General features: G+C 37.0%; 34 protein-coding genes. All 34 read right to left on the bottom strand.

The genetic code is table 11. The features are described from left to right. Window positions 1-2,370 carry a MobP2 family relaxase gene (gene mobP2, locus ATE34_RS00245; RefSeq protein WP_084910556.1) on the bottom strand — a complete coding sequence of 790 codons (2,370 nt, stop codon included), beginning with the start codon at window positions 2,368-2,370 and terminating at the stop codon, window positions 1-3. 18 nt (window positions 2,371-2,388) lie between these two features. After that, window positions 2,389-2,949, bottom strand: a complete 561-nt coding sequence (locus ATE34_RS00240; RefSeq protein WP_084910554.1) for a hypothetical protein — start codon at window positions 2,947-2,949, stop codon at window positions 2,389-2,391. 10 nt (window positions 2,950-2,959) lie between these two features. After that, window positions 2,960-3,409, bottom strand: coding sequence for a hypothetical protein (locus ATE34_RS00235; RefSeq protein WP_084910552.1), 450 nt, complete (start codon window positions 3,407-3,409; stop codon window positions 2,960-2,962). A 10-nt stretch (window positions 3,410-3,419) separates the two neighbouring features. Then, window positions 3,420-4,208 carry a DNA/RNA non-specific endonuclease gene (locus ATE34_RS00230; protein WP_084910549.1) on the bottom strand — a complete coding sequence of 263 codons (789 nt, stop codon included), beginning with the start codon at window positions 4,206-4,208 and terminating at the stop codon, window positions 3,420-3,422. Between the two features lie 2 nt (window positions 4,209-4,210). After that, window positions 4,211-4,558 carry a hypothetical protein gene (locus ATE34_RS00225; RefSeq protein ID WP_084910547.1) on the bottom strand — a complete coding sequence of 116 codons (348 nt, stop codon included), beginning with the start codon at window positions 4,556-4,558 and terminating at the stop codon, window positions 4,211-4,213. After that, window positions 4,551-4,868, bottom strand: coding sequence for a hypothetical protein (locus tag ATE34_RS00220; RefSeq protein ID WP_084910545.1), 318 nt, complete (start codon window positions 4,866-4,868; stop codon window positions 4,551-4,553). Before ATE34_RS00220 ends, ATE34_RS00225 begins: the two co-directional genes overlap by 8 nt. A 412-nt stretch (window positions 4,869-5,280) precedes the next feature. Beyond that, window positions 5,281-5,568, bottom strand: coding sequence for a hypothetical protein (locus ATE34_RS00215; protein WP_084850974.1), 288 nt, complete (start codon window positions 5,566-5,568; stop codon window positions 5,281-5,283). Between the two features lie 121 nt (window positions 5,569-5,689). Then, entirely contained in the window at window positions 5,690-6,514 is an 825-nt protein-coding gene (locus ATE34_RS00210; protein ID WP_084850971.1) for a hypothetical protein, read from the bottom strand. A 16-nt stretch (window positions 6,515-6,530) separates the two neighbouring features. After that, a complete protein-coding gene (locus tag ATE34_RS00205; protein ID WP_084910542.1) occupies window positions 6,531-7,541 on the bottom strand; it encodes a hypothetical protein in 1,011 nt (336 codons plus the stop codon). A gap of 1 nt (window position 7,542) precedes the next feature. Then, complete coding sequence (locus ATE34_RS00200; protein WP_084910540.1) at window positions 7,543-8,028, bottom strand: hypothetical protein; 486 nt, start codon at window positions 8,026-8,028, stop codon at window positions 7,543-7,545. Further along, a complete protein-coding gene (locus ATE34_RS00195) occupies window positions 8,015-8,236 on the bottom strand; it encodes a hypothetical protein (RefSeq protein WP_000284343.1) in 222 nt (73 codons plus the stop codon). The genes ATE34_RS00200 and ATE34_RS00195 overlap by 14 nt, the downstream gene beginning before the upstream one ends. Window positions 8,237-8,245: 9 nt before the next feature. After that, window positions 8,246-8,476: a hypothetical protein gene (locus ATE34_RS00190; RefSeq protein WP_000167064.1), complete on the bottom strand. Its 231-nt coding sequence runs from the start codon at window positions 8,474-8,476 to the stop codon at window positions 8,246-8,248. Beyond that, window positions 8,469-8,915, bottom strand: a complete 447-nt coding sequence (locus ATE34_RS00185) for a thioredoxin domain-containing protein (RefSeq protein ID WP_084910538.1) — start codon at window positions 8,913-8,915, stop codon at window positions 8,469-8,471. Before ATE34_RS00185 ends, ATE34_RS00190 begins: the two co-directional genes overlap by 8 nt. Beyond that, window positions 8,912-9,334: a hypothetical protein gene (locus ATE34_RS00180; RefSeq protein ID WP_001292118.1), complete on the bottom strand. Its 423-nt coding sequence runs from the start codon at window positions 9,332-9,334 to the stop codon at window positions 8,912-8,914. Before ATE34_RS00180 ends, ATE34_RS00185 begins: the two co-directional genes overlap by 4 nt. 15 nt (window positions 9,335-9,349) lie before the next feature. After that, on the bottom strand, window positions 9,350-9,553 hold the full coding sequence (locus ATE34_RS00175; RefSeq protein ID WP_000878299.1) for a hypothetical protein: 204 nt from the start codon (window positions 9,551-9,553) through the stop codon (window positions 9,350-9,352). 8 nt (window positions 9,554-9,561) lie between these two features. Next, window positions 9,562-9,723, bottom strand: a complete 162-nt coding sequence (locus tag ATE34_RS11040) for a hypothetical protein (RefSeq protein ID WP_180382655.1) — start codon at window positions 9,721-9,723, stop codon at window positions 9,562-9,564. An 88-nt stretch (window positions 9,724-9,811) separates the two neighbouring features. Continuing rightward, window positions 9,812-11,314, bottom strand: coding sequence for a primase C-terminal domain-containing protein (locus ATE34_RS00170; RefSeq protein ID WP_084911136.1), 1,503 nt, complete (start codon window positions 11,312-11,314; stop codon window positions 9,812-9,814). 94 nt (window positions 11,315-11,408) lie between these two features. Beyond that, window positions 11,409-12,527 carry a hypothetical protein gene (locus tag ATE34_RS00165; protein ID WP_084910536.1) on the bottom strand — a complete coding sequence of 373 codons (1,119 nt, stop codon included), beginning with the start codon at window positions 12,525-12,527 and terminating at the stop codon, window positions 11,409-11,411. A gap of 302 nt (window positions 12,528-12,829) precedes the next feature. Next, a complete protein-coding gene (locus ATE34_RS00155) occupies window positions 12,830-13,129 on the bottom strand; it encodes a hypothetical protein (RefSeq protein WP_084910532.1) in 300 nt (99 codons plus the stop codon). A gap of 24 nt (window positions 13,130-13,153) precedes the next feature. Then, complete coding sequence (locus ATE34_RS00150; RefSeq protein ID WP_025172836.1) at window positions 13,154-13,825, bottom strand: DUF2786 domain-containing protein; 672 nt, start codon at window positions 13,823-13,825, stop codon at window positions 13,154-13,156. Window position 13,826: 1 nt separating this feature from the next. Then, window positions 13,827-14,288, bottom strand: a complete 462-nt coding sequence (locus ATE34_RS00145) for a hypothetical protein (protein WP_084910530.1) — start codon at window positions 14,286-14,288, stop codon at window positions 13,827-13,829. 3 nt (window positions 14,289-14,291) lie between these two features. After that, entirely contained in the window at window positions 14,292-14,792 is a 501-nt protein-coding gene (locus ATE34_RS00140) for a modification methylase Sau96I (protein WP_084910528.1), read from the bottom strand. 412 nt (window positions 14,793-15,204) lie between these two features. After that, entirely contained in the window at window positions 15,205-15,804 is a 600-nt protein-coding gene (locus tag ATE34_RS00135; protein ID WP_084910526.1) for a response regulator transcription factor, read from the bottom strand. 1 nt (window position 15,805) lies between these two features. Continuing rightward, window positions 15,806-16,903: a sensor histidine kinase gene (locus tag ATE34_RS00130; RefSeq protein ID WP_084910524.1), complete on the bottom strand. Its 1,098-nt coding sequence runs from the start codon at window positions 16,901-16,903 to the stop codon at window positions 15,806-15,808. A gap of 4 nt (window positions 16,904-16,907) precedes the next feature. Then, window positions 16,908-17,642 (bottom strand): ABC transporter permease, encoded by a 735-nt coding sequence (locus ATE34_RS00125; protein WP_000794227.1) that lies wholly within the window; start codon window positions 17,640-17,642, stop codon window positions 16,908-16,910. Window positions 17,643-17,654: 12 nt separating this feature from the next. Beyond that, window positions 17,655-18,530: an ABC transporter ATP-binding protein gene (locus ATE34_RS00120; RefSeq protein ID WP_084910522.1), complete on the bottom strand. Its 876-nt coding sequence runs from the start codon at window positions 18,528-18,530 to the stop codon at window positions 17,655-17,657. Further along, entirely contained in the window at window positions 18,517-18,711 is a 195-nt protein-coding gene (locus ATE34_RS00115; RefSeq protein WP_084910520.1) for a hypothetical protein, read from the bottom strand. The genes ATE34_RS00120 and ATE34_RS00115 overlap by 14 nt, the downstream gene beginning before the upstream one ends. Continuing rightward, window positions 18,708-18,914, bottom strand: coding sequence for a hypothetical protein (locus tag ATE34_RS00110; RefSeq protein ID WP_084910518.1), 207 nt, complete (start codon window positions 18,912-18,914; stop codon window positions 18,708-18,710). The genes ATE34_RS00115 and ATE34_RS00110 overlap by 4 nt, the downstream gene beginning before the upstream one ends. Window positions 18,915-19,037: 123 nt before the next feature. Continuing rightward, window positions 19,038-20,705, bottom strand: a complete 1,668-nt coding sequence (locus ATE34_RS00105) for a DAK2 domain-containing protein (RefSeq protein ID WP_084910516.1) — start codon at window positions 20,703-20,705, stop codon at window positions 19,038-19,040. Window positions 20,706-20,707: 2 nt separating this feature from the next. After that, window positions 20,708-21,073: an Asp23/Gls24 family envelope stress response protein gene (locus ATE34_RS00100; RefSeq protein WP_000216435.1), complete on the bottom strand. Its 366-nt coding sequence runs from the start codon at window positions 21,071-21,073 to the stop codon at window positions 20,708-20,710. Window positions 21,074-21,331: 258 nt separating this feature from the next. After that, a complete protein-coding gene (gene rpmB / locus ATE34_RS00095) occupies window positions 21,332-21,520 on the bottom strand; it encodes a 50S ribosomal protein L28 (protein WP_001140948.1) in 189 nt (62 codons plus the stop codon). Window positions 21,521-21,624: 104 nt separating this feature from the next. Continuing rightward, complete coding sequence (locus ATE34_RS00090; protein WP_084910514.1) at window positions 21,625-22,299, bottom strand: LiaF transmembrane domain-containing protein; 675 nt, start codon at window positions 22,297-22,299, stop codon at window positions 21,625-21,627. 5 nt (window positions 22,300-22,304) lie between these two features. Further along, entirely contained in the window at window positions 22,305-22,751 is a 447-nt protein-coding gene (locus tag ATE34_RS00085) for a LytTR family DNA-binding domain-containing protein (RefSeq protein WP_000776582.1), read from the bottom strand. Window positions 22,752-22,864: 113 nt separating this feature from the next. After that, the gene (locus ATE34_RS00080) at window positions 22,865-23,368 is read right to left on the bottom strand and encodes a phosphatase PAP2 family protein (RefSeq protein WP_084875927.1); all 504 of its coding nucleotides are present in this window, start codon (window positions 23,366-23,368) and stop codon (window positions 22,865-22,867) included. Window positions 23,369-23,427: the final 59 nt, after the last annotated feature.

Genomic DNA, 23,427 nt, shown 5'->3' with positions numbered 1-23,427 from the left:
TTATATACTGTGTCCTTTTTCTTCAAGTTCTTGTCTCTCATCGCTTCTCTCACGTTCCATAAGGGCTTTTTTATTTGCACGTTGAGCCCTTTGAAGAGAATTGGTCAGATTTCTCATGAAATCTGTATTGATGATTGCTTTACCTTGAGATTGTTGGGCGTTTTTTCTTTGCAGGTTTTTCCTTTCTTGCATTTTATGTGAAACAGCTTGAGCTAACTGACTTTTCTGATTGCTTTCTTCCTCTGGCAATATTTTTTGATAGAGTGATTTGAGTTCAGAAAATCCTTTCGCATTCTCCTGTTTTAATTTTTGAATAGTCGCTTGATCAGTCGTTTGTGAAATTTCCTTATTTCGACTGTAAATCTGATGTTTCAGCTGAAAAATTGAGATATGGGTCTGTAGCTCTTCTATATAGCTATCTTTCGTCACATGATATCCCTTTAGAATAGTCAGGACTCCTTCATCTTGAAGAGGTTGAACTGTCTCTAATTCTCCCTTCAAACGTTTGATAGGTGATTGAATTGCTAATGAATCAGCCTTTTCTACTGAAAAGGAAACACTATCTTCAAACTGGTTAGCAAGAGATTGTTTTAGAGATTGGTCTGCTTCACTTAGTTTATAATTTGGAGTCAGTTGCAATTCAGTCAGCTTCAGTCTTTGTTGAATTTCTTTCTTTTTCAATTCAACAAATGGCTTATCGGTTTCAAGTGGTTGAATTTGATCAAAAAGAGTTTTACGAACTAATAAGCTACTCTGTTTTTCCTCCAATAAACTCAATTTTAAAGCATAGCGAAACGTTCCCAACTCTTGACGATCTTTTAATGATCGATCACTTTTCTTTTTCGCCGCTTCTACAAGATCCTTCAAATCAGCTGAAGAAAATAGCGACAAGTCTCTTAAACTAAGTTGCTTCTCCAGTAAGTCTTCTTTCATTTGACTTACATCATAAACTAATTCCCTAACATATTCAGGACGTCCCAAACCTGTTCCGTGTTTATCATAAGCAGCATAGACTGGTTTTGTGATTTCAATAGATTTTGCTCCATCTTTCAAATCATAACCCAGTTTTTTCCAGGCATCTAGTGTTTTGATGACACTTGCGTTAGGATCCTGGGCTAAAATTAATTTTTGATTCTTTACTGAGAAATTGGCCAAATTTTTTTCCAGCCGAACGTCAGCTATTTCAGGAGCATTCTCACGAAATAGGTGCAAGATTCTATTTGCTAATCGTTCTCTCAACTCCTTCTCTCGATTTGCTATTAATTGCTGCAGATGATAGCCTGCAGCCTCCTGTTGTGTTTTCTCAACACGACCATCAAGTTTCCGAATCTTTTCGTAGGTTGATTTTTTTCCAGCCGAATAAGCTCCTCTATAGGTTTCTAGGAAGTCCTTCGTTTCTTTCAGGAATTCTTGATAGAGCTCTTTCCCATCATTTTCTAAATAGGAATCCAGATAGCGATCAATGAAGAATTTACTGACTGCAAAATCTCTTGCATTTGAGCCATAGCGCCATTTTTTATCCATAGGCAAATGGTTGTAAGCCTGCTCCAAAAAATTTTTTTCAGCCGAAGAACGAACCTTCTGATCTCTAAATACAGAATTGATCAACTCACTTCTGATATTCGCCAAGATTTGTTCTCGTCGAACAATCATTCCTCTAGTCTGTTCATTCAACAGACCATGAAAAACATCACTTTTAAAACGCTCAATGGTTTTCTGGGAAAAGTTACCTCTATATTCCATTCTTCCACGAGGTCGATAGAAAAATTTATCTCTTGCAGATTCAACTTCAGATAAACCAAAATGCACATGAATATTGTCCGTGTTCAAGTGAATGTTAGCCCACCAAAATGATGAATCAGATAAGCCTTCTTTTTCAATCAACCTTGGCAATGCTTCACGTATGACAGACTTGATAGCTTGCTGATCGACTTTCCCAGTTTCCAGATCATATAATCCCTCTTTGGCCAAAAAATCATTATCAAAAGAGATAACACCCTGCCATAGAAGAGAGCCATTTTGATAAGCCTGTTCTAACTTACTTTTCAATTCAGTTACTTTGCTACGCTGCAAGTAATTGGCCTCTTTTGTAAAAATCGCTGTCATCTCTTCACTTTGATTTTCAGTAGCATAAGAACGATTCATATAATCGATGTACTCCTGGAAATTAAGTTTTGTTTCTGGGACTTCAGCTTGGATTTTTTGTAGTTCATCTTCAGTTAGAGACTCAATATTTTGTCTGTGTGTTTCTAAATTTAATTCATTATCAACCTCGACAGCTTCGTCTCTATTTGTGTAGTCTACAAACCCACTATTTGCTTCTGTATATTGCAGCATGAAGGTAATACTTGGACTAGAAGATACGTTCATTATTCCCCTCTCTTTGAATTAAAATAGTCCATTTTTTCTTAAAAGAGCATAGTCTTTTAATAACGGTTGTAATTCTTCAGGTTCAACTTGAAAATCATTGATCCACCGTCCTGATTGAGAAATATGTAATTCTTTTTGCTCTTCAATAAATTGCATGGGAATCAATAAGATATTTGGTTTTTCTAACTCTGAACCACTTTCTCGTTCTAAAAAGGCGACAATAAAATCTTGATTTCCTTTTGTTCTCAATTGCCAGTGATGGGAGTTCCCGTTTTTCCTTTTATACAATGAGCTGTATTTTACATCAATCGTTAGACCATCTAGCCAAAAATCATATACTGGATTATTTTTCTTGAAATACTTATTCGCATCCGTTGCATCTGGAACATACTTTTGAAAAAGCTCCTCGGCCATTCCCCCGAGCTTAGCTGTCCTAGAACCATACTGAATTTTATCTTGAATTTTCAGACAACCACTCTTAATCAATTTCAAATGAGCTATATGAGTAGGCAACCCTGACTGTCTCACCGCTTCATGAAAATCTCCTGTTTCTAAATAGATCTCAACAACATCTACCATTTACTGTACCTCAATGAGAATGTTTGATTGTTTGACCACGTGCAATATCTTCTTGAATGACATCATTAATTCTTGCCATTAATTCATGCTGTGTAGGATCCAATCGTGAATGAATAGATTCCAATTCTTGAACATCAAAATCATCTTTCGTAATAGCATGAAAGTTAGTCAATGCTAGATAAAGAATTTGATCAAGTTGACGATGAATTGCCTTATTGTCATTTCCAGAATCAAAGGCATCCCCCCAATTTTTTTCCAGCTGAGTCAGTCGCTCATAGAAATTTTTTCCTTCTCCTAATTCAATAAAAAGTTTATAAAAAACTTCAATCAAAGTGACGAGCGTTGCCGAATTATTTCGATACTGTTTCTGCAAAGCAGACGATTCTTTCAAGTAGGATTTTATTTCCTTAAATTTTTCATGTGTTTCTTCGCTAAAATATAAGCTAAGTCTTGGATTCATTTTTCCCTCCTCAATTTTTCTGAGATGATCCTGTCAAATAATTGATTTTATATCCTGGTTGAATATTAAAGATATATACATCAAATGAGATCTCATCATCTTCAATACTCTGTGCTTCCATACGAACTCCTCTAGCAACTAACTCCACATTTCTAAAAATGGGAGTTACTCGATAGCGAACATGATGGTTCGTATTTTTTATGTAGTTAGCAATCTTATTTTCATAGTAAACCATTGATGATTGTTCATCTTCAAAATTTGCATTTAAAGCACGTGTACCTGTAAATAAATTTTTAGCATTCGCATTCTCTCCACTTAATTGAAAACCGATTAAGTGAGAACGATTATATAAATAATCTTCTTTCCCGTTGAAAATTATTTTTTTATTTTTCCATCCTGTTGGTGTGATAGACGAAATAGATTCTCTATCTTCCGTTGGCATCAATTCTTTTCCCAACATTGCTTCAGCAATTCCTACACGATTTAAAAAATCTAGATCAGAATATTTTTCCCAGCTGCCATTTTCTAAACTCAATTCGCTTTTTGTAAATTGTGATTTTTCATTGACAACAATCACTTGATTTTTTCCATCATACTCCTTCGATTTCAAATCATCATTTTTTAGAGTAGAATTCAAATTTGAGTTGGGATTTTTTTCTTCAGCTGAATCGGCTATGTTCAATTGATTCGGAATATCATTTTGTGTCAAGCCAGATTTGATAGCATTAAAATTGTTAGGTTGTACGATAAAGATCGCAAGAAAAATGAGAATGATGAACAGAGATTTATTCTTCTTCATTTTCAAACACCACCTGACCGTCGTTCAGCTTCAAGTGCAGATACATCATCCATAAAATGTAACCAATTTGTGGTTAGTTCATTTACAATATCTTGTTTAACATTTAAAGCAGAAAGAGAAATGTCATTCTTCAACATCAATTCTAAAATCTGACTTTGTTGCTTTTTGATATCGGATAATGTTTCCGCAAATTGATTATTGTACAAATTCAATCCGTCATTCATTACGATATTTTGAACTTGCGATAACATAAACTCATTAAAACTTGGATAGTTATATTTTTTTGAAATAGCCTGAAGTTGTTCAAACATATCATCAGGAACATTTCTAATTAAAAAATTTTTAGTCATCACTTTCCACCTCCCCCTGATACTCTAACCAACGTGAAATATGATCGCCATAACAATCCATTTTTTCTTCAAGTTCTGAGAGTATGCTTGTCTGTTTTTTCATTTGTTCCAGAACATGGTCAGAAGCTAATTTCATATTTTCTAAATGAGCCACATACAAATCTTGAGCACGATTAAATTTTCCGTACTCAATTTTTTCACGACAGATTGAGAGCAGAAAATCATTTAATGATTTGGCTTTATTTTTTTTTGCAAGAGCTTTTAGATAGCTAACCTCTTCCTGTGTTAATCCTCTAATGAGAAGGTTCATCTGTATCCTCCATCTTATTATTTATTGTCCCAAAAGCAGGACTTCTTTTTTCTTTTGTCGAAGCAAAAGCAAAAAGAAGCAAAAAAGAAAACTTCAACCTCGCAACATCACGAACCATCACGGTTCTATTTTTGCGGTTTTTCAACACACTAACACACACAGAGGGACTAAGGTCCTTTTTAGGTGTGTTGTGGTAGAAAAGAGCATAAGGGAAACTGATATCACGTGCCGTGATATGTTGATAGTATCAACGTTTCCAATGATATCAATTTTCTCGGTTTCACCTACTTACACATACATACTATACTTACCTTTACACACTTTATAGGTGTTATACTTACACTGTTTTTCTTCTTTACATACTTTTACTTACACCGTTTTTGGTTTTGTTTGGAAATTCAAAACTCAAAAATTAAGACTGATTTTCAGCTGGGAAGTTTCCTTCTTCACGATTTTTCTTAGCTGCTAAACGTTGTTCTTTTTCATCTTCTTTGATGAGGTTTAATTCCATTTTTAACTCTTCAAAAATCGATTCATACGACTGATTCTTATTTTTCTTCAATTGAATTTGAACATAAATTTTACCAATTTGTTTTTGAAGATTCTCTTCTGCTTCTTTACGTTCCTGTTCCAAAAGGGCAACTTTTTTCCTTGCCTCTTCAAGTTGATTATCAATTTTTTTTAAATCATTTTTAGCCATGATTACTTCTCCTTTTTATTTAATTAATCCAATTGTAATCGAAAATTTCAAATTATTTTTTAAAGGGACAATCATAAAAAATAAATCCCCTTAATTCAAAAATTAAGGAGATTTTTGACTGCTATTTGTTGGTAAACGTAAACTCACCTTTCATAGTAAACGCATCCTTTTTACTTACATCAAATTGAATCAACTTGAAATAAAAATCATGATTTTTCCCAAACGGGAAGACACTAAATACTGGATGATAAGATTCTTCAAAATCTATAAATTTTCTTTCAAGAGGAGCTTCAGAGCCATTCCATGCATTTCTGTAATAGGAAATACCTGTCTGTTTTTCTCTATTCAAAAAACTTAATTCTACAATATCTTGATAATCCTTTTTCACTGCTCGCTGATTAATCGTAATCATTCGTTGGTTTGCATCACCTTCATCAGCATCCGTAAAAAGATTGATTTTAGGAGGTAACTCATCTTTTAATTTTCGGATTCCAAGGTAGTCCTTGTTTAAGATATTTTTGAACAGATAACGCTGAAAAAGTTTTGCTTGAAACCACTTCATGAAATAATAAATACCAATACTAAAGATTGTGGCTAAAAGCCAGAACAATGATTCATTTTCTTGAAATGGAAAATCCACTGCGATTGAAAAAATCAAGCCTAACACAACACTTTCAAAAAATGAAAAAATAAATCTCTCAACACCAAAACGCAATTTTGAAAAAGGAACGGCTAAGATAAAAATAAACATCAAAAATCCTAAATAATTTGGACTAATTTCAAGTACTGCTGAAATTTTTCTAATCAGAACGGCACACGCTATCATTTCAAATACTAAAGATTGCCATTTAAAGGCTTGTCTAATAAGCCAATTCACTCCACAAATTGCAGATAATTTATATCCCAATTTATCAGTTTCTTTTACCATTTTAATTAAATTTTTCATTTTATTTTACCTCACTTTAATTCATTTCTACAGTTTCAATAGGGTTTGAAAATTCAAATGTTCCATCTTTAACAGCTTCTTTTTTCTTGTCCAAAGACTCCAATTTAGCCTTCAACTTTTCAATGTTTTTATAGGCTGTTTCGATGGTTCTATTCTTCGTTTCAATGTTTGTATCCAGCGTAGCAATATTCTTTTGATTGGCTTCGAGATCATCACCTGTTAGATATTTTGCTTCTGCTTGAAGACTCGCTTTTCGTGAGTTATCATCTTCAATAGATTCCTTCAATTGAGAAATTGATGTTGTCAATTTTTGAGACTGTTCATTCTGGAAATTGATCTCTTTTTCGATTTCCTGAAGAGTAAACTCTTCTCTGGAGACAACTTCAATAGCTTTGATTTCAAGCTGAGGATTTTGAGGAGTTACAAAGAATTGTACAGTGTCCTCTTCTCCAGATTTCTTCTGAGAAACCTTTTTAGAATCACTGGATGGCGATGAAATATTCACATCAATTGAGCTAGAAGAGACTGTCTGATTCGTCACATCGATCGCAAATGCACCAAAATTTTTCGGAACTCCTTTAATAATAACTGATACTTTATTATCAATGATTGGCACAACATCCATCTCTATTTTTGAGTCTTTATGTTGCGCATAGAGTTTCCATTTCAATCGTTTGGCATCGATACCCCGATCTATCGAAGTCGTAGCATCTTTCGTCTCAAATTGTAAAACAATAATTCCAGTATCTGGTGAATATTCCTGGCTGACCAGTTTCATCTCACCACTGCCATTCGCAAAAATCTGCTTTGTTTTAAGTTGTTCTGAAGTATATGTTTGTCTTTGTGGTGAGAAAATCGCTCCCATCAAGAGACTTAACCAAGTCACAAACAACATTGAGAAAATGACTAGTTTTCTCTTAATAATATTCTCTTGAAACCAAACTTTAATCTTAATAAATGGTTTCAAAATTGGGCTAGATTTTATCTTTTCAATCCAGCGTTTGAATATTTCAATTAAAGTAGACATTTTATTTCTCCTTCCTGATTTTTTCATAAAACTGATTTGTTAAAGAGTTTATATCTGTCTTTTTTTCAGTAGCCCAAATTATAAATAATGATAAAGAAAAAACTATAATAGCTACAAAAATAGTTGCAAACATATCTCTCATTAACTCGACACTTCCAAAATAAAATAATTCAAATACTGTCATAAAAGAAACTTCTTTTGCACCTACTAATTTTAGAAAAGTTGGACTCATATTAACTAAATTTACAATTACATACGCATTAAATCCTAAAAAGAGATTTACTGATACTAAAACTAGCGAAATAAAACCAGATACGCCTCCTAAAATTGCAAAAACTCGATACCTCACATTTGTTGCAAACAACATATCAAAAGTTGATACATCGTCGAAACTTTTTTGTTCACTCGATAGCGTGTAATCTTTTATACCTCTTAAATGTTTGTTAGCTCTTTTCTGCTTCAAAGTAGATGATTTAGTTCTTCTCATGCTTCTTATATCCTTTCCAAATAAATGAAACCTTACTTTTCGGCCAAACACTTTTTAGTAACATTAAGAACGCTAATGGCAGCCTTTTCGTTTTGATTTCATTTCCAAAGTTATCACATATGGTTATCCTGAAGAGCGGTACGAACCAGATCGCAATCAAGACAGTTCCAACCACGCCATGCGCAATGGCATTTAAAATTTGATACATACTACCTCCTTAAATACAGCCTAACTTTTCAGGTGCCAAATCCAATGTTAGCCAAAGAGCTTCATCATGCGAAATATGCGTTAGTTGTCCTCCCTCATCATTAAAACGATGTAGGGTAAACGTTCCATCTGATAATTTTCCTAAAACAACCATTCCTTCATTTGTCCTAGTACGCCACAGTTCCCAATCATTTTGAAAAGCTGTCTCGGCCCATTTACTTAGCTTTACCCTTTTAGTCATTTATGGCCTCCTGGATACTTTTCTCATCTGCTACAATCTTTTCCTCTGAATCCCTCGAAGCATATAGATATTTCTTTATTTTTCCCTTACGAATTTTGATGATAGTTGCAGCTTTTTCAACCTGGTATTTTTCTACCAACTTTTGACCTTCTTCTGTCTGAGTGTCAATGTAAAATGTAGGATAAGAACCTTTATTGGCTGCATCTACAACTACACTTTTTCCAACCTGACAGTAAGGACAATCTTTTTTATAAAATACTAGATTTACATTTTGATCAAGTACAGTATTCTGGTATTCCTTCTGAGTAAGGTGAGGATCATAATCTAAGATAAAATGATCTTTATACACCCTATACCCCCCTAGAACTGCGAGACTCACAACTAAAATGACAAGAATAGCCCCTAAAGCTAACTTAATGTGTCTTAAAAGCTCTCTCATCCTATTTCCTCCTCATCCATAAAATCAAATATGGATCCTTGAACATAATCAATCTTGGCTAATTCTTTTATTTCTGATTTCAAGTTAGTGAACGTTGTCATCACTTCTTGAAAAAGCAAAGGATCAAATTCCTCGGAATCCAATACACGGACAATTGGTAACATTGGATAATGATCTCTCAGCTCCTCCTGCAGGTAATCTGAAATCATTTTATCATTCGAGATAACACTATCTACTCTAATAATCGCTGGAATGCTAGAAATACTCTCCTCGTTTTGATAAAAAGTTAAAGCTACATCCCCCGCAGAAACAGACTCAAATTTTAAGTTATCCGATGAAAGTTTAAAATAATAAGCCAATGGTTCCTGTCCAACTCCTGTTAGGTAGTATCCACGGATAATTTTGAATAACTCTGACATCGACCTGTCTCCTTCCTAACAAACTTTTAGAAGTCTAAACGGAGCTTGATACACATCAGGATAGTGAATCAATCTCTTTTTTCTTTGTTCAGGAAGTGGTTTTCGATAATGTTTTTGAAGATACTGAAACGCTAGTCCCAAAGTATCAAAAACTAAAACTTTATTCTCACCATTACAAATATAATCACCTAATTCAAAACTGAAAATTACATACTTCATTCTTCTTCTCACTTTCTATTTTCGCCAACCATTGCCAACAGATCTGTCTCTAATTCAAAATCATATCCGTTTTCTAAACGAACTCGTTGACGAATCCCTATAAGTGAGAAAACTAATAAAGATCCTCCAACAAATATAAGACTAAATACTCCAGCTAAAATCAAAATCATATCATTCCTCCATAGTTTATTTTATATACATTTATATCTTAGTATTAATCGTAGATATAAATGTAAGGCAGTCTGCGGGTTTTAAAAATTATCCAATATCAAGCTCAAATAGAGATAGTTGTTGTGTTTGTTTAAAGCCATCTTTAACCCTTTCTATCACTCTCTGAGTGAACTCTATACTTTCTTCAAAGAAAGCAGCAATATTGGCCATATAAGCCTCCTGACGTTCTTTCTTCACCTTGATAAGGGAAAGCAAGATTGCTTTGATAGAGGCTAATCTGATGCCTCCTCCACGGCCGTGTTTGACTGTGAAGAAGATCTTTTGTTCTGCTTTGAGAACTTTCAATACTTTATCCAATGAGCGCTCAGGGATGTTCAACTTCTCTCGTATCTCTTTTTTCGTCGTCTGGATAAATGGATCCTCGGATTGATAGAAACCTTCTAAATAGGCCATTACGTCTGTTTTCCATTCATAGAGATGACTATTCTTTCTGTCCGCACGTTTCTTCTTAAACTTGTACCAACGTTGCTTCACAAAGAGATCTGAAGCCTTGAGTTCCTGATTGACCCACGCTCTACATAAAGTCATTACATAGTCACGACTAGCAGCTTCATATTTTCCTGAATAAGCGCTTGTGATAATCTTATGATATTCGGATGAAGAGAGTGGTTCGTCTAAACTTGCATTAAAGTTAGAAAGAACCTCCTCACACTCTTCCTGATCGATTCCTGAAGAGAAGTTGGCTAAAGCCAGCGTGAAAAGAACGTTGTTTCTTCCCATCAAGGCTTTTCCACCTTTGATATTTCCCTCTCTCATCAGCAATTGATACCAAGGTTCATCAATCTGTTTCACCCCTTCAGAACCTGAAATAACCGTCAAATTGGGCTTTTTACTTAGGAAGGGAAAATCTGATTGCTTCATCGACCAATCTAACCACTCCTGGAACGAATAGGTATAGTCAGCATCAAAGAATTCAACATTATCAGTTCGAGGAATCCGAGCAATCCCAAAATGGTTACAAGTCAAGTCTACTGGTAAAGTTTGAGCAAAGTAATTTCTCAAATTTTGAGAGATAGCTTTGGCCACCTTCACCACTCGAAATTGAGAATGAGCTGTAACATAGGCTGATTCTGAGAGGACAAAATAGGCTTGAAATCCTTTATCTGATTTTAGGATCAACGTCGGCATAAAACCTAACTCCAAGGAAGCAGTTAAAATATCTCCTGTCGTCATTTCTTCAGCTGAAGAGGTAATATCAAAGTCAATGTAGAAGGTGTTAATCTGTCTAAGATTATCTTCAGAGTGGCCACGTGTAAACCGTCGACCAGCATCACTATAGCTTCCATAGCAATAGACGTTAGGAGTCCAGTGTGTAAATTGATCCTGGTTCTCCAGCAATGATTCGACAGAGGTTAAAACAACACCACGTGCCTTCACCATATTTGCTTTTGAACGATATGCAAATACAGATCCTCGTCTTCCTTCTTCAGCTGAAGAGATGAGCTGTAGATGACTATTCTTAAATTTTTGTGTTCTTAATCCGTCTTTTGTGATGATGGATAAGCATTTTAATAAATCAATCTTTTTCATGATTTTTAGGTCTCTCATATTCCTTCACTAGTTATAGTTTGAAGTCAAATACACTTATAAAATATTTTTCCAGAAGCGCTAATCTGTTATTATTCTAGTGATAGAGTGGTACTGCGTTGATAGTCAAGGCTTGATAAGATAGTTCTAAGCGTTCAATGTCTGTATCTTTCACTTCCAGACCAGTGCTTGTTTCTTTCAGTTCAATCTCTTCTTTTTGACCTAAAAGGCTACCGTCAGCAAGGATTTTCTGCAAGCGTTCAGCTTTTACTAAGCGATTGTAGATACCGTCAAACTCAATCATATAAACATATTCTACTTTATCTATCATGCTACTAGTTATATCGGTCATATCCTTTAGCTCTTCCTTCGTATAACACAAATTATCAAACTGACGGATACGTTCATCTACTGTTTTTGTAATCTGCATTGCCCAATTCACAAAGTCGTATTGCTCTTCAGTCAATCCAGCCATTGTCTGATATTCAATAGTGTTCTCGATTTCCTTTAAAATACGTTCAAGGATCGCCTTGACAATAAAGTTATTGGAAGTGTATCCATTAGATAACATCTTTTTTGTTGTAATTGTTTTTGTTGAAAGAATTTGAACTGGGAGTTTTTGCTCAAACTGTTTTGTTATATAATGTTTTCTAATTTCGACAGATGGTTCAAAACCTCTTTCATGTGGTAATATATACTGCTGAAATCGCCCAACCTCAGTTCCTGTTGTCTGTCTTAGGAAAACAGTTTCCACTCCAATCGGTGATGCGATTGTTAAGTCTAAAAATTCCATGTTCAATTTTGGGTTGACTTCACCAATTCCAAACTCTTTCCTCAATTCCTCTTTAGAATATCCGTTCTCATAGATAACTTTTTTGAACCATTGTAAATCCTTATTAGCTTCAGAAATACTTTCTGGAACTTGATAAAAAACTGCTGATTCAATTATTTTCTCAAAGAATAAGCTATCGCTTTGTAAATTTGGGTTATCAAAATCAAACTCTACAAGATAGCTATTCGATAAGTCACTCCTTTCCAGACTGCTCTTGATTTCCAACTCTAGATTTTCAGCTAGTTTTTTTCCGTCTATAATCATTAGAGTATCCATGTGACTGCGTGAGTTTGTTTTGACTAAAATTGGATTGATAAAATTCCAATCCAAAATCCTTTTAGCAATCTCTAGGCACTCCTTTTTATGTAGATTTAATACTGTCATACTATACCTCCTATTTCAACTTCAACTCAAATGTACTTATAATATATGGCGTTAACTCAATAGATGAGAAGTAAATCATTATCCCTCCTACCAAAATTAAAAATATACTTAACATCCATTCCCCAGGACTTAGAGACAAAAAGAAATCTTTCCTACCACTGAAGTCAAGTCTGATGTCTGTATTTTTAGCTATGATAAGTACTCCACTGAACGAAATGCACACTCCTACAACAAACAATACAATAAACAACAAAATCATATAATTTCCTCCTACCCTCTTCTGAGGTTTTTTATTTTAACACTTAAATTTTATTTAAGCTCTTAATGTGTGCATCATAAACACACTTTTTCAACTCGAAAAAAACGCTCATATTTTCTTCGATAAACAAGCTCTTTTTCACCTCTCCGTCTGCGTAAAACAGACCGTTTAAGAGAAAATTTATTTTCTCTTGAAAAATGTCATCTAACATCAGCTTACTTTTCTCCAAGCAAGCTACCAAATGCGATGAATTGTTTGCGTAACGCATCGGCATCCCAAAAGCGCTTTCCACGCTTTTAAAATCAAAATTCGTAAAATCTTTATTTGTTTCTGCATTTTTCATATTTCTTTCCTCCTATGTTCATCCTCATTTATTCAACAATTCTTCTGATAACAACCTGGTCTCTTTTGCGTGTTCAAAACCAGCAATATAAGCCTCATAATCAACTTCAATTTCGATTTTTAGGCTTCTACTTTCTAATTTCCCCATACGAAGTCGTTGTTCTTCCAAAACTTCTGCTGGGATTTTTACCATCAAACCAAATTCTTCTGATGATTGAACCTGTTCCTGAAAACGTTGATCTACTCCGTTTAAGAAACCGAGTAAGTACGATTTCTTATAGTCTTTCCATCTTGCCCTGGAGACTGTAGGGAAAAGTCGTTTCAGCCGATATTTAAGGTATAAGAGTGCACCTTCGTAAACCTTACTACAAAGTTCAGCATCGGATTGATATCCAAAGAAAATTATCTGTGTGATGCCATCTTCAGGAAGTCGTCTTCTTATCGTTTTACATCTAAAATTTTCACCTAAAATAGCAGCCAACTTTTCTTGCCACCATGGAAGTCTATATTCCCATGTTCCTATTGTTTCACCAATATCTTTATGAGTTGTACTATTCGTTAAATCATTCATAGAAAGATTATGCTTCACCATAAGTCTTTGAGCCATCAGAAGGGCAGTCTGTCCCTCTTCATCGTTTGGTGCATCATAAGCTAACTCTAAAAGATTTTGTATCTTGTCAATAATTTTACTGTTCATTTCAATCCTCATTTTTATACTTTCTAGGCAAACAACTAGCGTAATGTTTTGAATCATTGACCTTTGCATTATAAAAAATCATATTATTCCCAATAATTTCTTGCCATTTAGGAATATCCTCACGATAAATGCGATTAAGTCCATAAAAGTTCCTTACAATAAATCTAACGGCTCCAATATGATCTCCTAAACCAACAACACACAACACATCATGTTCCATATCATATACCCAATGACTTCTTGAATTTGTCAGTATTTCCCAAGCAAATTCCCAATCTCTCTCAAGCCAATCATGCCCTGGTCTGTAATAAACTTTTGTCTGACAAGATTCATCATTAAAACCATAAAAACAGTGACTACACAGCGTTCTATTTTTATCTACCCACCAACAAGAACCATACATTTCATCAACGCAGGCTGTATTCCACTTACAACCACATCTTCTACAAATCCCAGTTTCCATTTTCTATCCCTCGTTTATTCTCATACTTTTAGGTAACTTTTTACTCGGTAAACAGTAACCTTCAGATAAGTCTCCTTTACTATAAAATTCAGGAGGATGTGTCATTATGTGATCACTTCTTTTCCATCCTCGACGAAGTTGTTTGTAAGATAAAGAAACACGCTTCTCAATCTCTTTAAAACTAAATCCCAATTTCAAGTAGGTTGTTACAATAGTTGTAGCATGTTCTTTGGACTCTTCGCTTCTTGTTCTTCGCTGAAAGTTAATCTGCTTATCTTCTTCATTTAATGCTATCTGATAATCAATAAACAACTTCCGCATTTCCATAATTTTATGTTGCCAGGCCAAACTGTAAGGCTGCCCTGAATATCGATTCACTAAATCCTTTACGGGTTGTTTAAATTTCAGCTGAAGAGGATCGAATTCGCCAAGGTCAGAAAAGGGTTCAATGAAACCTAATGGTTCGCTTTGAATTAATTCATTGTATAGCGCTTCTCTGTCCATCCTAATGTATCTCCTTCTGTCAAATGCACGTCATTGAGTCAAATAAGCTTAACTGGATGGTTGTAGGTGCTTGTTCGCTGTTTCCATTCTTATCATGATCGATAACGTCAAAGATTTCTAACGTGTCTAAATTCATTACAATCTCTAATCCTACCATCGTTGAACTCCTTTCAAATAGAATTTTAAGCGAACAAAAAAGAGAACAGATTTCTCTGTTCTCCTAAAAATATTGAATTATTTGATTTTCTAAAAACTCTTACCACTTACTTCATTTTTATTCTGATCTTTTAACTCTTTGACACTAGCTTTCACCGCTTTTCTAAACCAGAAAAGGAGGCAATTTGCCTCCTCCTTTCTAGTATGGATTTCCTTCGATTCAAGTTATCGTTTCGGAATTTTTTAACCCTTCTTATCAAAGCCAACCAGATTCTTTTGCAATGTTGGCTGCCTCTGTTCGATTACCAGCATCTAGTTTCGAAAGAATATTGGTGACATAGTTTCGGACGGTTCCATTTGATAGATAAAGCTGATCTGCGATTTCTTGATTAGACAAGCCCTGAGCGATTCCCTTTAAAACAGCGATTTCTTGCTCTGTTAACGGATTGGGGTGCGTCATCACCACTTCCATCAATTCAGGCGAATATTCCTTGCGTCCTTCGAGAACAGTGTGCAAGGTCTGCATGAGGTCTGCAATGCTTCTTTCTTTTAAGACATAAGCATTCACTCCAGCCTTGACCGCACGTTCAAAATAGCCAGGGCGTTTGAAGGTCGTCACCACAACCACCTTTGTTTCTGGCTTTTCTGCTCGTATCCACTCCAAGACTTCGAGGCCTGTCTTAACAGGCATTTCTACATCAAGAATGGCGATATGGACAGACTCTTTTTCTAAAAGTTGGATTGCTTCTTGGCCATCCTTGGCTTGTAGGACAGACTCTACATCTGGTTGAAAGGTAAGCAACTGGCACATGGCATCTCGCAACATACTTTGATCTTCTGCAACAAGTAGTTTCATCTTAGTTTCTCTCCTTATAAGGTAGTCGAACCTGCACTTCAGTCGGATGTTTCTGACTGATCACTTTTACTTCTCCTGAAAAAGGAAGGACACGGTCTCGAACGGTATGGAGCTCATCCCCTTTTAGAGAAGCAAAGCCACAGCCATCGTCTCTCACTGTTAGAATGAGTTCTTTCTCAGTTCGTTCTAATTTCAAGTAAGCTTTCGATGCTTTGGCATGTTTGATGATGTTGGTCACTAACTCAAGTAAAATCATGGAGGCCGTTGATTCTAACTCCTGAGTTAGGCTAGCTGTATCTAGTTGGTGATCGACTTCCGTTTCAATTCCTGCAATTTCCAGCATTTTTTTAACAGTCGCAAATTCGGAAGCAAGGGTTCTTGTTTTAAGATTTTCGATAATTGTACGAACTTCATTCATGGATTCTTTACTGATCTGATGAATTTCTTTTAATTCTTTTTCCACTTGAGGATAGGCCTGCATTTGGAGAAGCTGGAGGGCAAGGTCCGTCTTCACACTCAACATGGCAAAGGTATGGCCTAGACTGTCATGAAGATCCTGACCGATACGACTGCGTTCGTTTTCAGCCAAGAAAAGATTAAGCTTGGCATTTTGTTTCATCTTTTCTTCTTTTAACTCTTCTGCTATCCGAATTCGATAGAGACCAAAAGTCAAGGCATCAGAAAAGACAAAAGTCACCAAGAAAAAGAGCAGTTGCCAGGGACTAACTTGATCGACCATATAGATCCCTGTCAAAATCAACGGTTGCAAGACAATAAAACTAACAAAACGCCAAGAGTGAAAAGATATCTCATCCAGTTGGTAAATAAGAAGATTGGATAAATAAAAGATAAACCAAGCGAAGCTCCCATTCAGCCAGATGGAACTGTAAAAAATGTAGGCAAGCAAGATCCACCAAGCTAACCACTGCACAGTGCGATTTTGACTGACTAAAACCGAATAAAAAGCTAGGACAAATAGTAAAGTCCATAGCAAGGTTAAAAGCGGGTAATCTCCAACGATGACACCCGCTATAGGAAAGATGATAAACACAATTGAAATATGAAACATATAATGAATGTTTTTAAATTTTTCCAACATAGATTTATTTTACCTCAATCCTTTTTTTCAGCTGGATTACCAGTACACCAAAGAAAACTGTATAGCCTAGCACAACCAAGGCAGAAAGAATATTAAATTCATGGTGTTCCAAATAAGTAGAGACGACCTGCATCAGTTGATAGGTTGGAGTCAGCTTTCCAATAGATTGGAGCCATTCTGGGAAGGAATCCAAGGGGAACCACAGTCCACCTAGAACAGCCAAAGCGATATAGGCAATATTTCCAACAACCGTCATCAGTTGAGCACTGGGTAGCAAGCTCACCAAGACCCCCATGCTGATAAAGACCACGCTTCCGATCAGCAAAATAGCACCAATTACCATCCAGTCAAGCCAAGGCAGAGTCACTCCACGGACAAAATGACCAACTGAAAAGACAACTGTAATTGATAACAAGAAAGTCAGTAGGGTACTGAACAGTTTTGATACATAATATTCTACCATAGATACGGGAGAATGTTGAATCAATTTTTGCCAGTTGTTTGTCTTATCAGACTCGAGTGTGCTTGGGATACTGAAAAAAGCACTTGACATGATACTAAAGAGCGTCATGGCAAAAAGATAGGCTTGAAGAGCAATTTCTGGAATATCTGACCCTGACATCATACCAGAAAAGATAAGGTAAAACACACTTGGAAGTCCGATGGATAGCAAGTAGTAGACTGCTTGCCGTTTCATCAGAATGATTTCCACTTTCATGAGACTTGTCATATTTTTCATCGTCAATCTCCTTTAGTCTTGAGTCGTTTCGAAGATACTGTCTAAGAGAGTTCGATTGCGAACTTCAATTTCTTCGATCATGCAGCCCTGTTCTTGCAAGACTTTCCATACCTGGCTGGCTTCTTTGGTTGTGAAGGAAAGAGCATTTTGCTTGATTTCAAGCCCTTGAATCTGGTCCAAAGTGCTGATAACTTCCTGATAAATTAAAGGTACAGTAAAGTGTTTTTCTTGTTCTTCACCACGCATGGCATAAGGCGTCGTATCGCGAATCAATTCTCCCTTGTGGAGCACCAAAATGCGGTCAGCCGTATGCTCTACCTCTTCGATATAGTGAGAAGAATAGACAATGGTGACACCATTTTTCTTTAACTGATTAACAATTTCCCAAAAATGCTGACGTGTCGAGGTATCCATGGCAGCAGTTGGCTCATCTAAAAATAGAATTTTCGGACGACCTATTAGTGCCAACACAAAAGAGAACAAGCGTTTTTGCCCACCAGACAACTTGCCCGCTAGCTGATTTTTCTGCTTGTATGAGAATCTAAGCAAGTCATCAATTTCTTTGTCTGAAAGACTGTCGGGATAAAGTGACTTGAAAAATGATAGAAGTTCTTTCACTTTCAAGCTTTCGACAACTGCATTTTCTTGGGGTAAGACAGACATAAGCTGCTTTAATCGAGGATCTGTTGGTGCAAACCCTTGAATGGCGACCTGACCTGAGCTCATGAACTTGTCGCCCAAGAGGCAATCAATCAAGGTTGTTTTTCCTGCTCCGTTAGGCCCGATCAAGGCGACACATTCACCATCGTTGATTTCAAAGGAGATGTTCCGCAGGATTTCCTTGTCTTTTATTTTCTTACTCAATTTCTCAACCTTAATCACAGTCATGAGATTCTCCTTTCAACCACTTCATTCCCAAAGGGAAAACAACGAAAACCATAAATCCAAAACCCCAAGCACCACGAATGCATTGGCGAAGCAAGGTTTGGTCAAACCAACCAGTAAACATTTCCACTAACCATACCAAGAGTGACAGGCCGATAAAGAAATAGATGATTGCTTTTTTCATTCCTCAAACTCCTTTTTCACATCTCTGAATAATTTCAAACCTTCTCTGACAAGCCAAGACATCATTCCAAAGCCAGCAAATAGCTCCCAAGGAAAATGATAGAAACCCGCGTCCAATCCTGAAAACATGAGATAGGTCATAACTCCTGCTGCTACTAAACTCACTGCGACAATCATTTTATTTTTCATTTCTTCTTCCTCCATTTCATACTTCAATTATAGTCCTTTGAAGTTAACGGAGCTAGATGCTTCTGTCACTAGGAAATATGACAAATGTCATAAAAAAAGAAAGTTGCAAAATCAACTTTCTTTTTTATCTATTAAATTTTATTCCACACTGAAAAGATATGGATATACAGGTTGTTGACCTTGGTGAATCTCTACTTCAACATCTTCAAATTCTTCTGCGATTTCTTGGGCAATTTCATTGGCAAGTTCTTCGCTTCCATCTTCACCGACATAGAAAGTCACGATTTCACTATCTTCGTCCAACATATGTTTCAAGGTTTCTGTCAAGGTTTGATGCATGTCAGGATTTGACACGAGGATTTTCCCATCTACCATACCAAGATTGTCATTTTCATGAATTGCTAATCCATCGATAGTTGTATCACGAACGGCTGTTGTTACACTACCGCTGATAACATCACCGAGGGCTGCAGTCATACGTTCTTTGTTTTCTTCGATTGATTTGCTTGGATCAAAGGCAAGAAGACTGGTCAAACCTTGAGGAATTGTGCGTGCTTCTACCACAACAGCAGGTTGTTCAAGCACTTCAGCCGCAGATTGAGCTGCCATAAAGATATTTTTGTTGTTTGGCAAGAAGATAATGTTGCGAGCATTGACCTGTTCAACAGCCTTGATAAAGTCTTCTGTTGAAGGGTTCATTGTTTGACCACCTTCGATGACATAATCCACACCTTGGGCACGGAAGATATCTGCTAAACCTTGACCAGCTACTACTGCGATAAGGGCATACTCTTTTGTTTCAGCAGGCTTGTTGCCTTGAGTTGCTTCTTTTTCAACTTGCGCTTCGTGTTGGTTACGCATGTTGTCCACTTTTACCTTGATCAAGCTACCATATTTGAGACCTTCTTGCATGACAAGACCTGGATCTTCTGTATGGACGTGAACTTTGACGATTTCATCATCATTGACAACAAGGAGCGAGTCACCGAGTTCATTCAAGTAGTTACGGAATTCATCGTAGTCAAAGTCCTTAGAATAAGTTGGACCTTGTTTGAGAGCTACCATAATCTCCGTACAGTAACCGAAGGTAATATCCTCAGTTGCCACATGACCTGCTACAGACTTGTGGTGCTCTGCATTGATCATTTCACTCATGTTGGCAGGAGTCGCTACAAAGTCTTCAGAAGCACTGTATTCACCAGTAAGAGCTGAAAGGAATCCTTCGTAGATGAAGACCAAACCTTGACCACCTGAGTCTACCACACCAACTTCCTTAAGGACTGGAAGCATTTCTGGTGTCTTAGCCAAAGCTGCTTTTGCGCCTTCCAAGGCTGCACGCATGACCTCAACAGCATCATCTGTCTCCTCGGCTTTTTTCTTAGCCCCAATAGCTGCTCCGCGAGAAACAGTCAAAATAGTTCCTTCAACTGGTTTCATAACCGCTTTATAAGCTACTTCGACACCAGATTGGAAGGCAAGAGCCAAGTCTTGACCTGTTAATTCATCCTTTCCCTTGATAGCTTGGGAGAAGCCACGGAAGAGCTGAGAAGTGATAACCCCTGAGTTCCCACGCGCCCCCATCAAGAGCCCTTTGGCAAGAATGCTCGCTACTTCTCCAACTGTAGAAGCAGGCTTGTCTGCTACTTCTTTCGCACCATTTTCAATGGTCATTCCCATGTTTGTCCCAGTATCTCCATCTGGAACTGGAAAGACGTTCAATGAATTGACATATTCTGCTTGCTTATTCAAACGAGTTGATGCAGCCTGCACCATCTCTTGGAATAAACTGGTAGTAATTTTTGACACGATTATTCTCCTACAACTTTGATATTTTGAATGTAGACATTCACAGTCTGAGCAGTAATTCCTAGTTGATTTTCTAGACTAAAACGAACACGCTCTTGAATGTTTTTTGACACTTCGCTTATCTTTATTCCGTAGCTCAACACGGTATAAACATCAACTGCGATGCTACCATCTTCGGCTGCCTTCACGACAACACCCTTAGAATAATTTTCCTTACCAAGGAGGGCTTGGAAATTGTCTTTGAGGGCATTTTTACTAGCCATACCGACCACTCCAAAAATCTCAGTTGCGGCACCACCTACTACGGTTGCAATCACTTCATCTGTCAGTTCGATTTGACCATCTTTTGTATTAATTTTTACAGTCATTTTTTTTACCTCAACTAGTTGATACTCTATTTTATCATATTTCAGCCCAAGTGTAAAAGCAGAATGCTGTATCGGCGGATATTTATACTCAATGAAAATCAAAAAGCAAACTAGGAAGCTAGCCACAGACAGTACTTGAGTACAGCAAGGCGAAGCTGACGTAGTTTGAATTTGATTTTCGAAGAGTACTGCTCTATTTTTCAAATGGTTTTATCTCTAGAGCAAAAGAAAAAGACCTAAGCGGTCTTTTCATTTTTATTAAACGCGTTCAACTTTACCTGATTTCAAAGCACGAGCTGAAGCCCAAACTTTTTTAGGTTTACCATCGATAAGAACAGTAACTTTTTGAAGGTTTGGTTTTACGGCACGTTTTGTTTGGTTCATCGCGTGTGAACGGTTGTTTCCTGATACAGTCTTACGACCTGTAAAGTAACATACTTTAGCCATTGTGTTTTCCTCCTATTAGATCTAATATAGCGGATGTGCTAGCACCACATACCGTACTATGTTATCACACTTTCTCGAATTTATCAAGGGCCTAAACTATTTTTTTATTTAACGTAAACAACTCCAAGTTTACCAAAAGCGACTTCCCCACGGATAATCAAGGTTTTGTTTGTTGGCGCTACAGGAGCATCTGCCTTAGCTGCACCAAAGGAGGTTTCTACTTTCAAATCGACACGCCAGTGTTGTGGAACATAGACGGTTGCATTCCCGAAGGCCACTTCAATATTTAAAGTTGCAAAATCACCTAACATCTCCGCATTATCATAGTAGATTTTAGCGTCCCCAAAAGCGACTTCCACTTGGTCGTCTACAAGATCTTGATCTTGTTTATAAAAGGTTCCACTACCAAAAGCGACTTCCTTATCCGTGACGACTGTTCGTTCACCGTTGTACCACCATTTTTTGCCATACCAGAACTTACTTGAATGTGTCAGATAACCAACACCGAGTACCACTAAGATGCTAGCCCAGATGAGAGAATGATTTGTAACTGGCAACAAGTCATAAGCGTAATTTGCAATGATGAGTGCCAGTAAACCTGTAAAAACTGCCGCAGTTAGATGGCGTCTAAGGATGGACTCAATGGACTTATAAGCAAAAAAAACAATTCCTAGCAAAGGCCATATCTTACCATCCAAAGAAGGAATGCCAAAATTTCCTTGCAGCAAGATCCAAGCTGCTAAAACCAATAAAACAATACCAAATGCTTTCTTTTTCATGTTTTTTACCTCATGTTTCTTAGATTTTCTTTTAGGAGGGACTGGTAATGTCGTGAGACATGAACCTCCTTGTGCGTCTGATAAAAGGAAATGGTGCCCGTTCCTGAAAAGGACTTGTCCACTGAGTAAATCTGACGGATGTTTGCAATGGTCGACTTGGATACCCGACTGAAATAGCGAGGCAAGATAGACTCCAACTCATAGAGCTTGAGGCGAACCTCATAAGCTTCCTTCTGGTTATGAGCGTAGATCTTGCTCCCTTCTGTTTCAAAGAAGAGAATTTCTGACAGGTCTAGATAATATTCACCTGTTCCCTTGTAAAAAGTTAACCTCGGAGCCTTTGACTCTTGCAAGAGCCGTTGCAAGTCTGCAATTTCATCTGTCAAAGCAGGGGTCTTGATGACAATTTCAGTCTCCTCTAAATTGCCGTCAATCTCAATTCGTAACTTCATCACATCTCCTTTCTGACTCTACTATATCAAAGCTAAGTTAGGAATACAAGGGTAAAAAAGCAAGTGGTCAATATGAAGCAGTAAGTGGTTGTAGGACTAGCTTAACTTACATGTCAGAATGGGAAGAAAAGGAACCCCCACACCAGACCGCAAATATAGCCAACCAAGACGTCCTTTGGATAATGCACACCCCCTAAAACCCTCACCAATCCCAGCAAAGCTGAAAAGAGCAGGCATGCTAAGCCAACAGGTAGACTAGCATGCAGACAGGCCATGGAGATAATAGTTGCCGAAAAGACATGGCGACTGGGCATCGACTGTCCCGAACTATCCTTTTCAAGCAGAGGACTGATGTCCCAAGTTTCATAAGGTCGCGGGTGGTTGATTTTCTTACGAAAAAGAGACAAAATCACAAAGCCCGAGGCAGGGATAAACAAATAAATCCCAACTTGCTGACCCAGTCCTAGTTTCAGGTAAGTGGTGACTAGCAAAATCAGATAGACCAGGGGCATGGTGACTGTCATCAAGCGATTAAAACTGCGTAACAGAAATAGAAGGGTGGGATGACTGGTGAGCCTGGAGCTGATATTTCGATACCATTCTTGATAATTTTTCATTTATACTTCTCATTCATTACCTTGTTTTTGTCTACCGGTGAGGCATTTGTCTTCTAGTA

Origin of the sequence: Streptococcus oralis subsp. tigurinus (assembly GCF_002093545.1) — a bacterium.
In the GTDB taxonomy this organism is placed as follows: Bacteria; Bacillota; Bacilli; order Lactobacillales; family Streptococcaceae; genus Streptococcus; species Streptococcus oralis_C.
Note: the sequence above shows the minus strand (reverse complement) of the source record. Positions and strands in the feature narration are given on the sequence as shown.

Excerpts from the sequence above, each read along its gene's own strand:
- mobP2 (WP_084910556.1), bottom strand. The coding sequence starts at position 2,370 with ATGAACGTATCTTCTAGTCCAAGTATTACCTTCATGCTGCAATATACA.
- ATE34_RS00240 (WP_084910554.1), bottom strand. The coding sequence starts at position 2,949 with ATGGTAGATGTTGTTGAGATCTATTTAGAAACAGGAGATTTTCATGAA.
- ATE34_RS00235 (WP_084910552.1), bottom strand. The coding sequence starts at position 3,409 with ATGAATCCAAGACTTAGCTTATATTTTAGCGAAGAAACACATGAAAAA.
- ATE34_RS00230 (WP_084910549.1), bottom strand. The coding sequence starts at position 4,208 with ATGAAGAAGAATAAATCTCTGTTCATCATTCTCATTTTTCTTGCGATC.
- ATE34_RS00225 (WP_084910547.1), bottom strand. The coding sequence starts at position 4,558 with ATGACTAAAAATTTTTTAATTAGAAATGTTCCTGATGATATGTTTGAA.
- ATE34_RS00220 (WP_084910545.1), bottom strand. The coding sequence starts at position 4,868 with ATGAACCTTCTCATTAGAGGATTAACACAGGAAGAGGTTAGCTATCTA.
- ATE34_RS00215 (WP_084850974.1), bottom strand. The coding sequence starts at position 5,568 with ATGGCTAAAAATGATTTAAAAAAAATTGATAATCAACTTGAAGAGGCA.
- ATE34_RS00210 (WP_084850971.1), bottom strand. The coding sequence starts at position 6,514 with ATGAAAAATTTAATTAAAATGGTAAAAGAAACTGATAAATTGGGATAT.
- ATE34_RS00205 (WP_084910542.1), bottom strand. The coding sequence starts at position 7,541 with ATGTCTACTTTAATTGAAATATTCAAACGCTGGATTGAAAAGATAAAA.
- ATE34_RS00200 (WP_084910540.1), bottom strand. The coding sequence starts at position 8,028 with ATGAGAAGAACTAAATCATCTACTTTGAAGCAGAAAAGAGCTAACAAA.
- ATE34_RS00195 (WP_000284343.1), bottom strand. The coding sequence starts at position 8,236 with ATGTATCAAATTTTAAATGCCATTGCGCATGGCGTGGTTGGAACTGTC.
- ATE34_RS00190 (WP_000167064.1), bottom strand. The coding sequence starts at position 8,476 with ATGACTAAAAGGGTAAAGCTAAGTAAATGGGCCGAGACAGCTTTTCAA.
- ATE34_RS00185 (WP_084910538.1), bottom strand. The coding sequence starts at position 8,915 with ATGAGAGAGCTTTTAAGACACATTAAGTTAGCTTTAGGGGCTATTCTT.
- ATE34_RS00180 (WP_001292118.1), bottom strand. The coding sequence starts at position 9,334 with ATGTCAGAGTTATTCAAAATTATCCGTGGATACTACCTAACAGGAGTT.
- ATE34_RS00175 (WP_000878299.1), bottom strand. The coding sequence starts at position 9,553 with ATGAAGTATGTAATTTTCAGTTTTGAATTAGGTGATTATATTTGTAAT.
- ATE34_RS11040 (WP_180382655.1), bottom strand. The coding sequence starts at position 9,723 with ATGATTTTGATTTTAGCTGGAGTATTTAGTCTTATATTTGTTGGAGGA.
- ATE34_RS00170 (WP_084911136.1), bottom strand. The coding sequence starts at position 11,314 with ATGAAAAAGATTGATTTATTAAAATGCTTATCCATCATCACAAAAGAC.
- ATE34_RS00165 (WP_084910536.1), bottom strand. The coding sequence starts at position 12,527 with ATGACAGTATTAAATCTACATAAAAAGGAGTGCCTAGAGATTGCTAAA.
- ATE34_RS00155 (WP_084910532.1), bottom strand. The coding sequence starts at position 13,129 with ATGAAAAATGCAGAAACAAATAAAGATTTTACGAATTTTGATTTTAAA.
- ATE34_RS00150 (WP_025172836.1), bottom strand. The coding sequence starts at position 13,825 with ATGAACAGTAAAATTATTGACAAGATACAAAATCTTTTAGAGTTAGCT.
- ATE34_RS00145 (WP_084910530.1), bottom strand. The coding sequence starts at position 14,288 with ATGGAAACTGGGATTTGTAGAAGATGTGGTTGTAAGTGGAATACAGCC.
- ATE34_RS00140 (WP_084910528.1), bottom strand. The coding sequence starts at position 14,792 with ATGGACAGAGAAGCGCTATACAATGAATTAATTCAAAGCGAACCATTA.
- ATE34_RS00135 (WP_084910526.1), bottom strand. The coding sequence starts at position 15,804 with ATGAAACTACTTGTTGCAGAAGATCAAAGTATGTTGCGAGATGCCATG.
- ATE34_RS00130 (WP_084910524.1), bottom strand. The coding sequence starts at position 16,903 with ATGTTGGAAAAATTTAAAAACATTCATTATATGTTTCATATTTCAATT.
- ATE34_RS00125 (WP_000794227.1), bottom strand. The coding sequence starts at position 17,642 with ATGAAAAATATGACAAGTCTCATGAAAGTGGAAATCATTCTGATGAAA.
- ATE34_RS00120 (WP_084910522.1), bottom strand. The coding sequence starts at position 18,530 with ATGACTGTGATTAAGGTTGAGAAATTGAGTAAGAAAATAAAAGACAAG.
- ATE34_RS00115 (WP_084910520.1), bottom strand. The coding sequence starts at position 18,711 with ATGAAAAAAGCAATCATCTATTTCTTTATCGGCCTGTCACTCTTGGTA.
- ATE34_RS00110 (WP_084910518.1), bottom strand. The coding sequence starts at position 18,914 with ATGGAGGAAGAAGAAATGAAAAATAAAATGATTGTCGCAGTGAGTTTA.
- ATE34_RS00100 (WP_000216435.1), bottom strand. The coding sequence starts at position 21,073 with ATGACTGTAAAAATTAATACAAAAGATGGTCAAATCGAACTGACAGAT.
- rpmB (WP_001140948.1), bottom strand. The coding sequence starts at position 21,520 with ATGGCTAAAGTATGTTACTTTACAGGTCGTAAGACTGTATCAGGAAAC.
- ATE34_RS00090 (WP_084910514.1), bottom strand. The coding sequence starts at position 22,299 with ATGAAAAAGAAAGCATTTGGTATTGTTTTATTGGTTTTAGCAGCTTGG.
- ATE34_RS00085 (WP_000776582.1), bottom strand. The coding sequence starts at position 22,751 with ATGAAGTTACGAATTGAGATTGACGGCAATTTAGAGGAGACTGAAATT.
- ATE34_RS00080 (WP_084875927.1), bottom strand. The coding sequence starts at position 23,368 with ATGAAAAATTATCAAGAATGGTATCGAAATATCAGCTCCAGGCTCACC.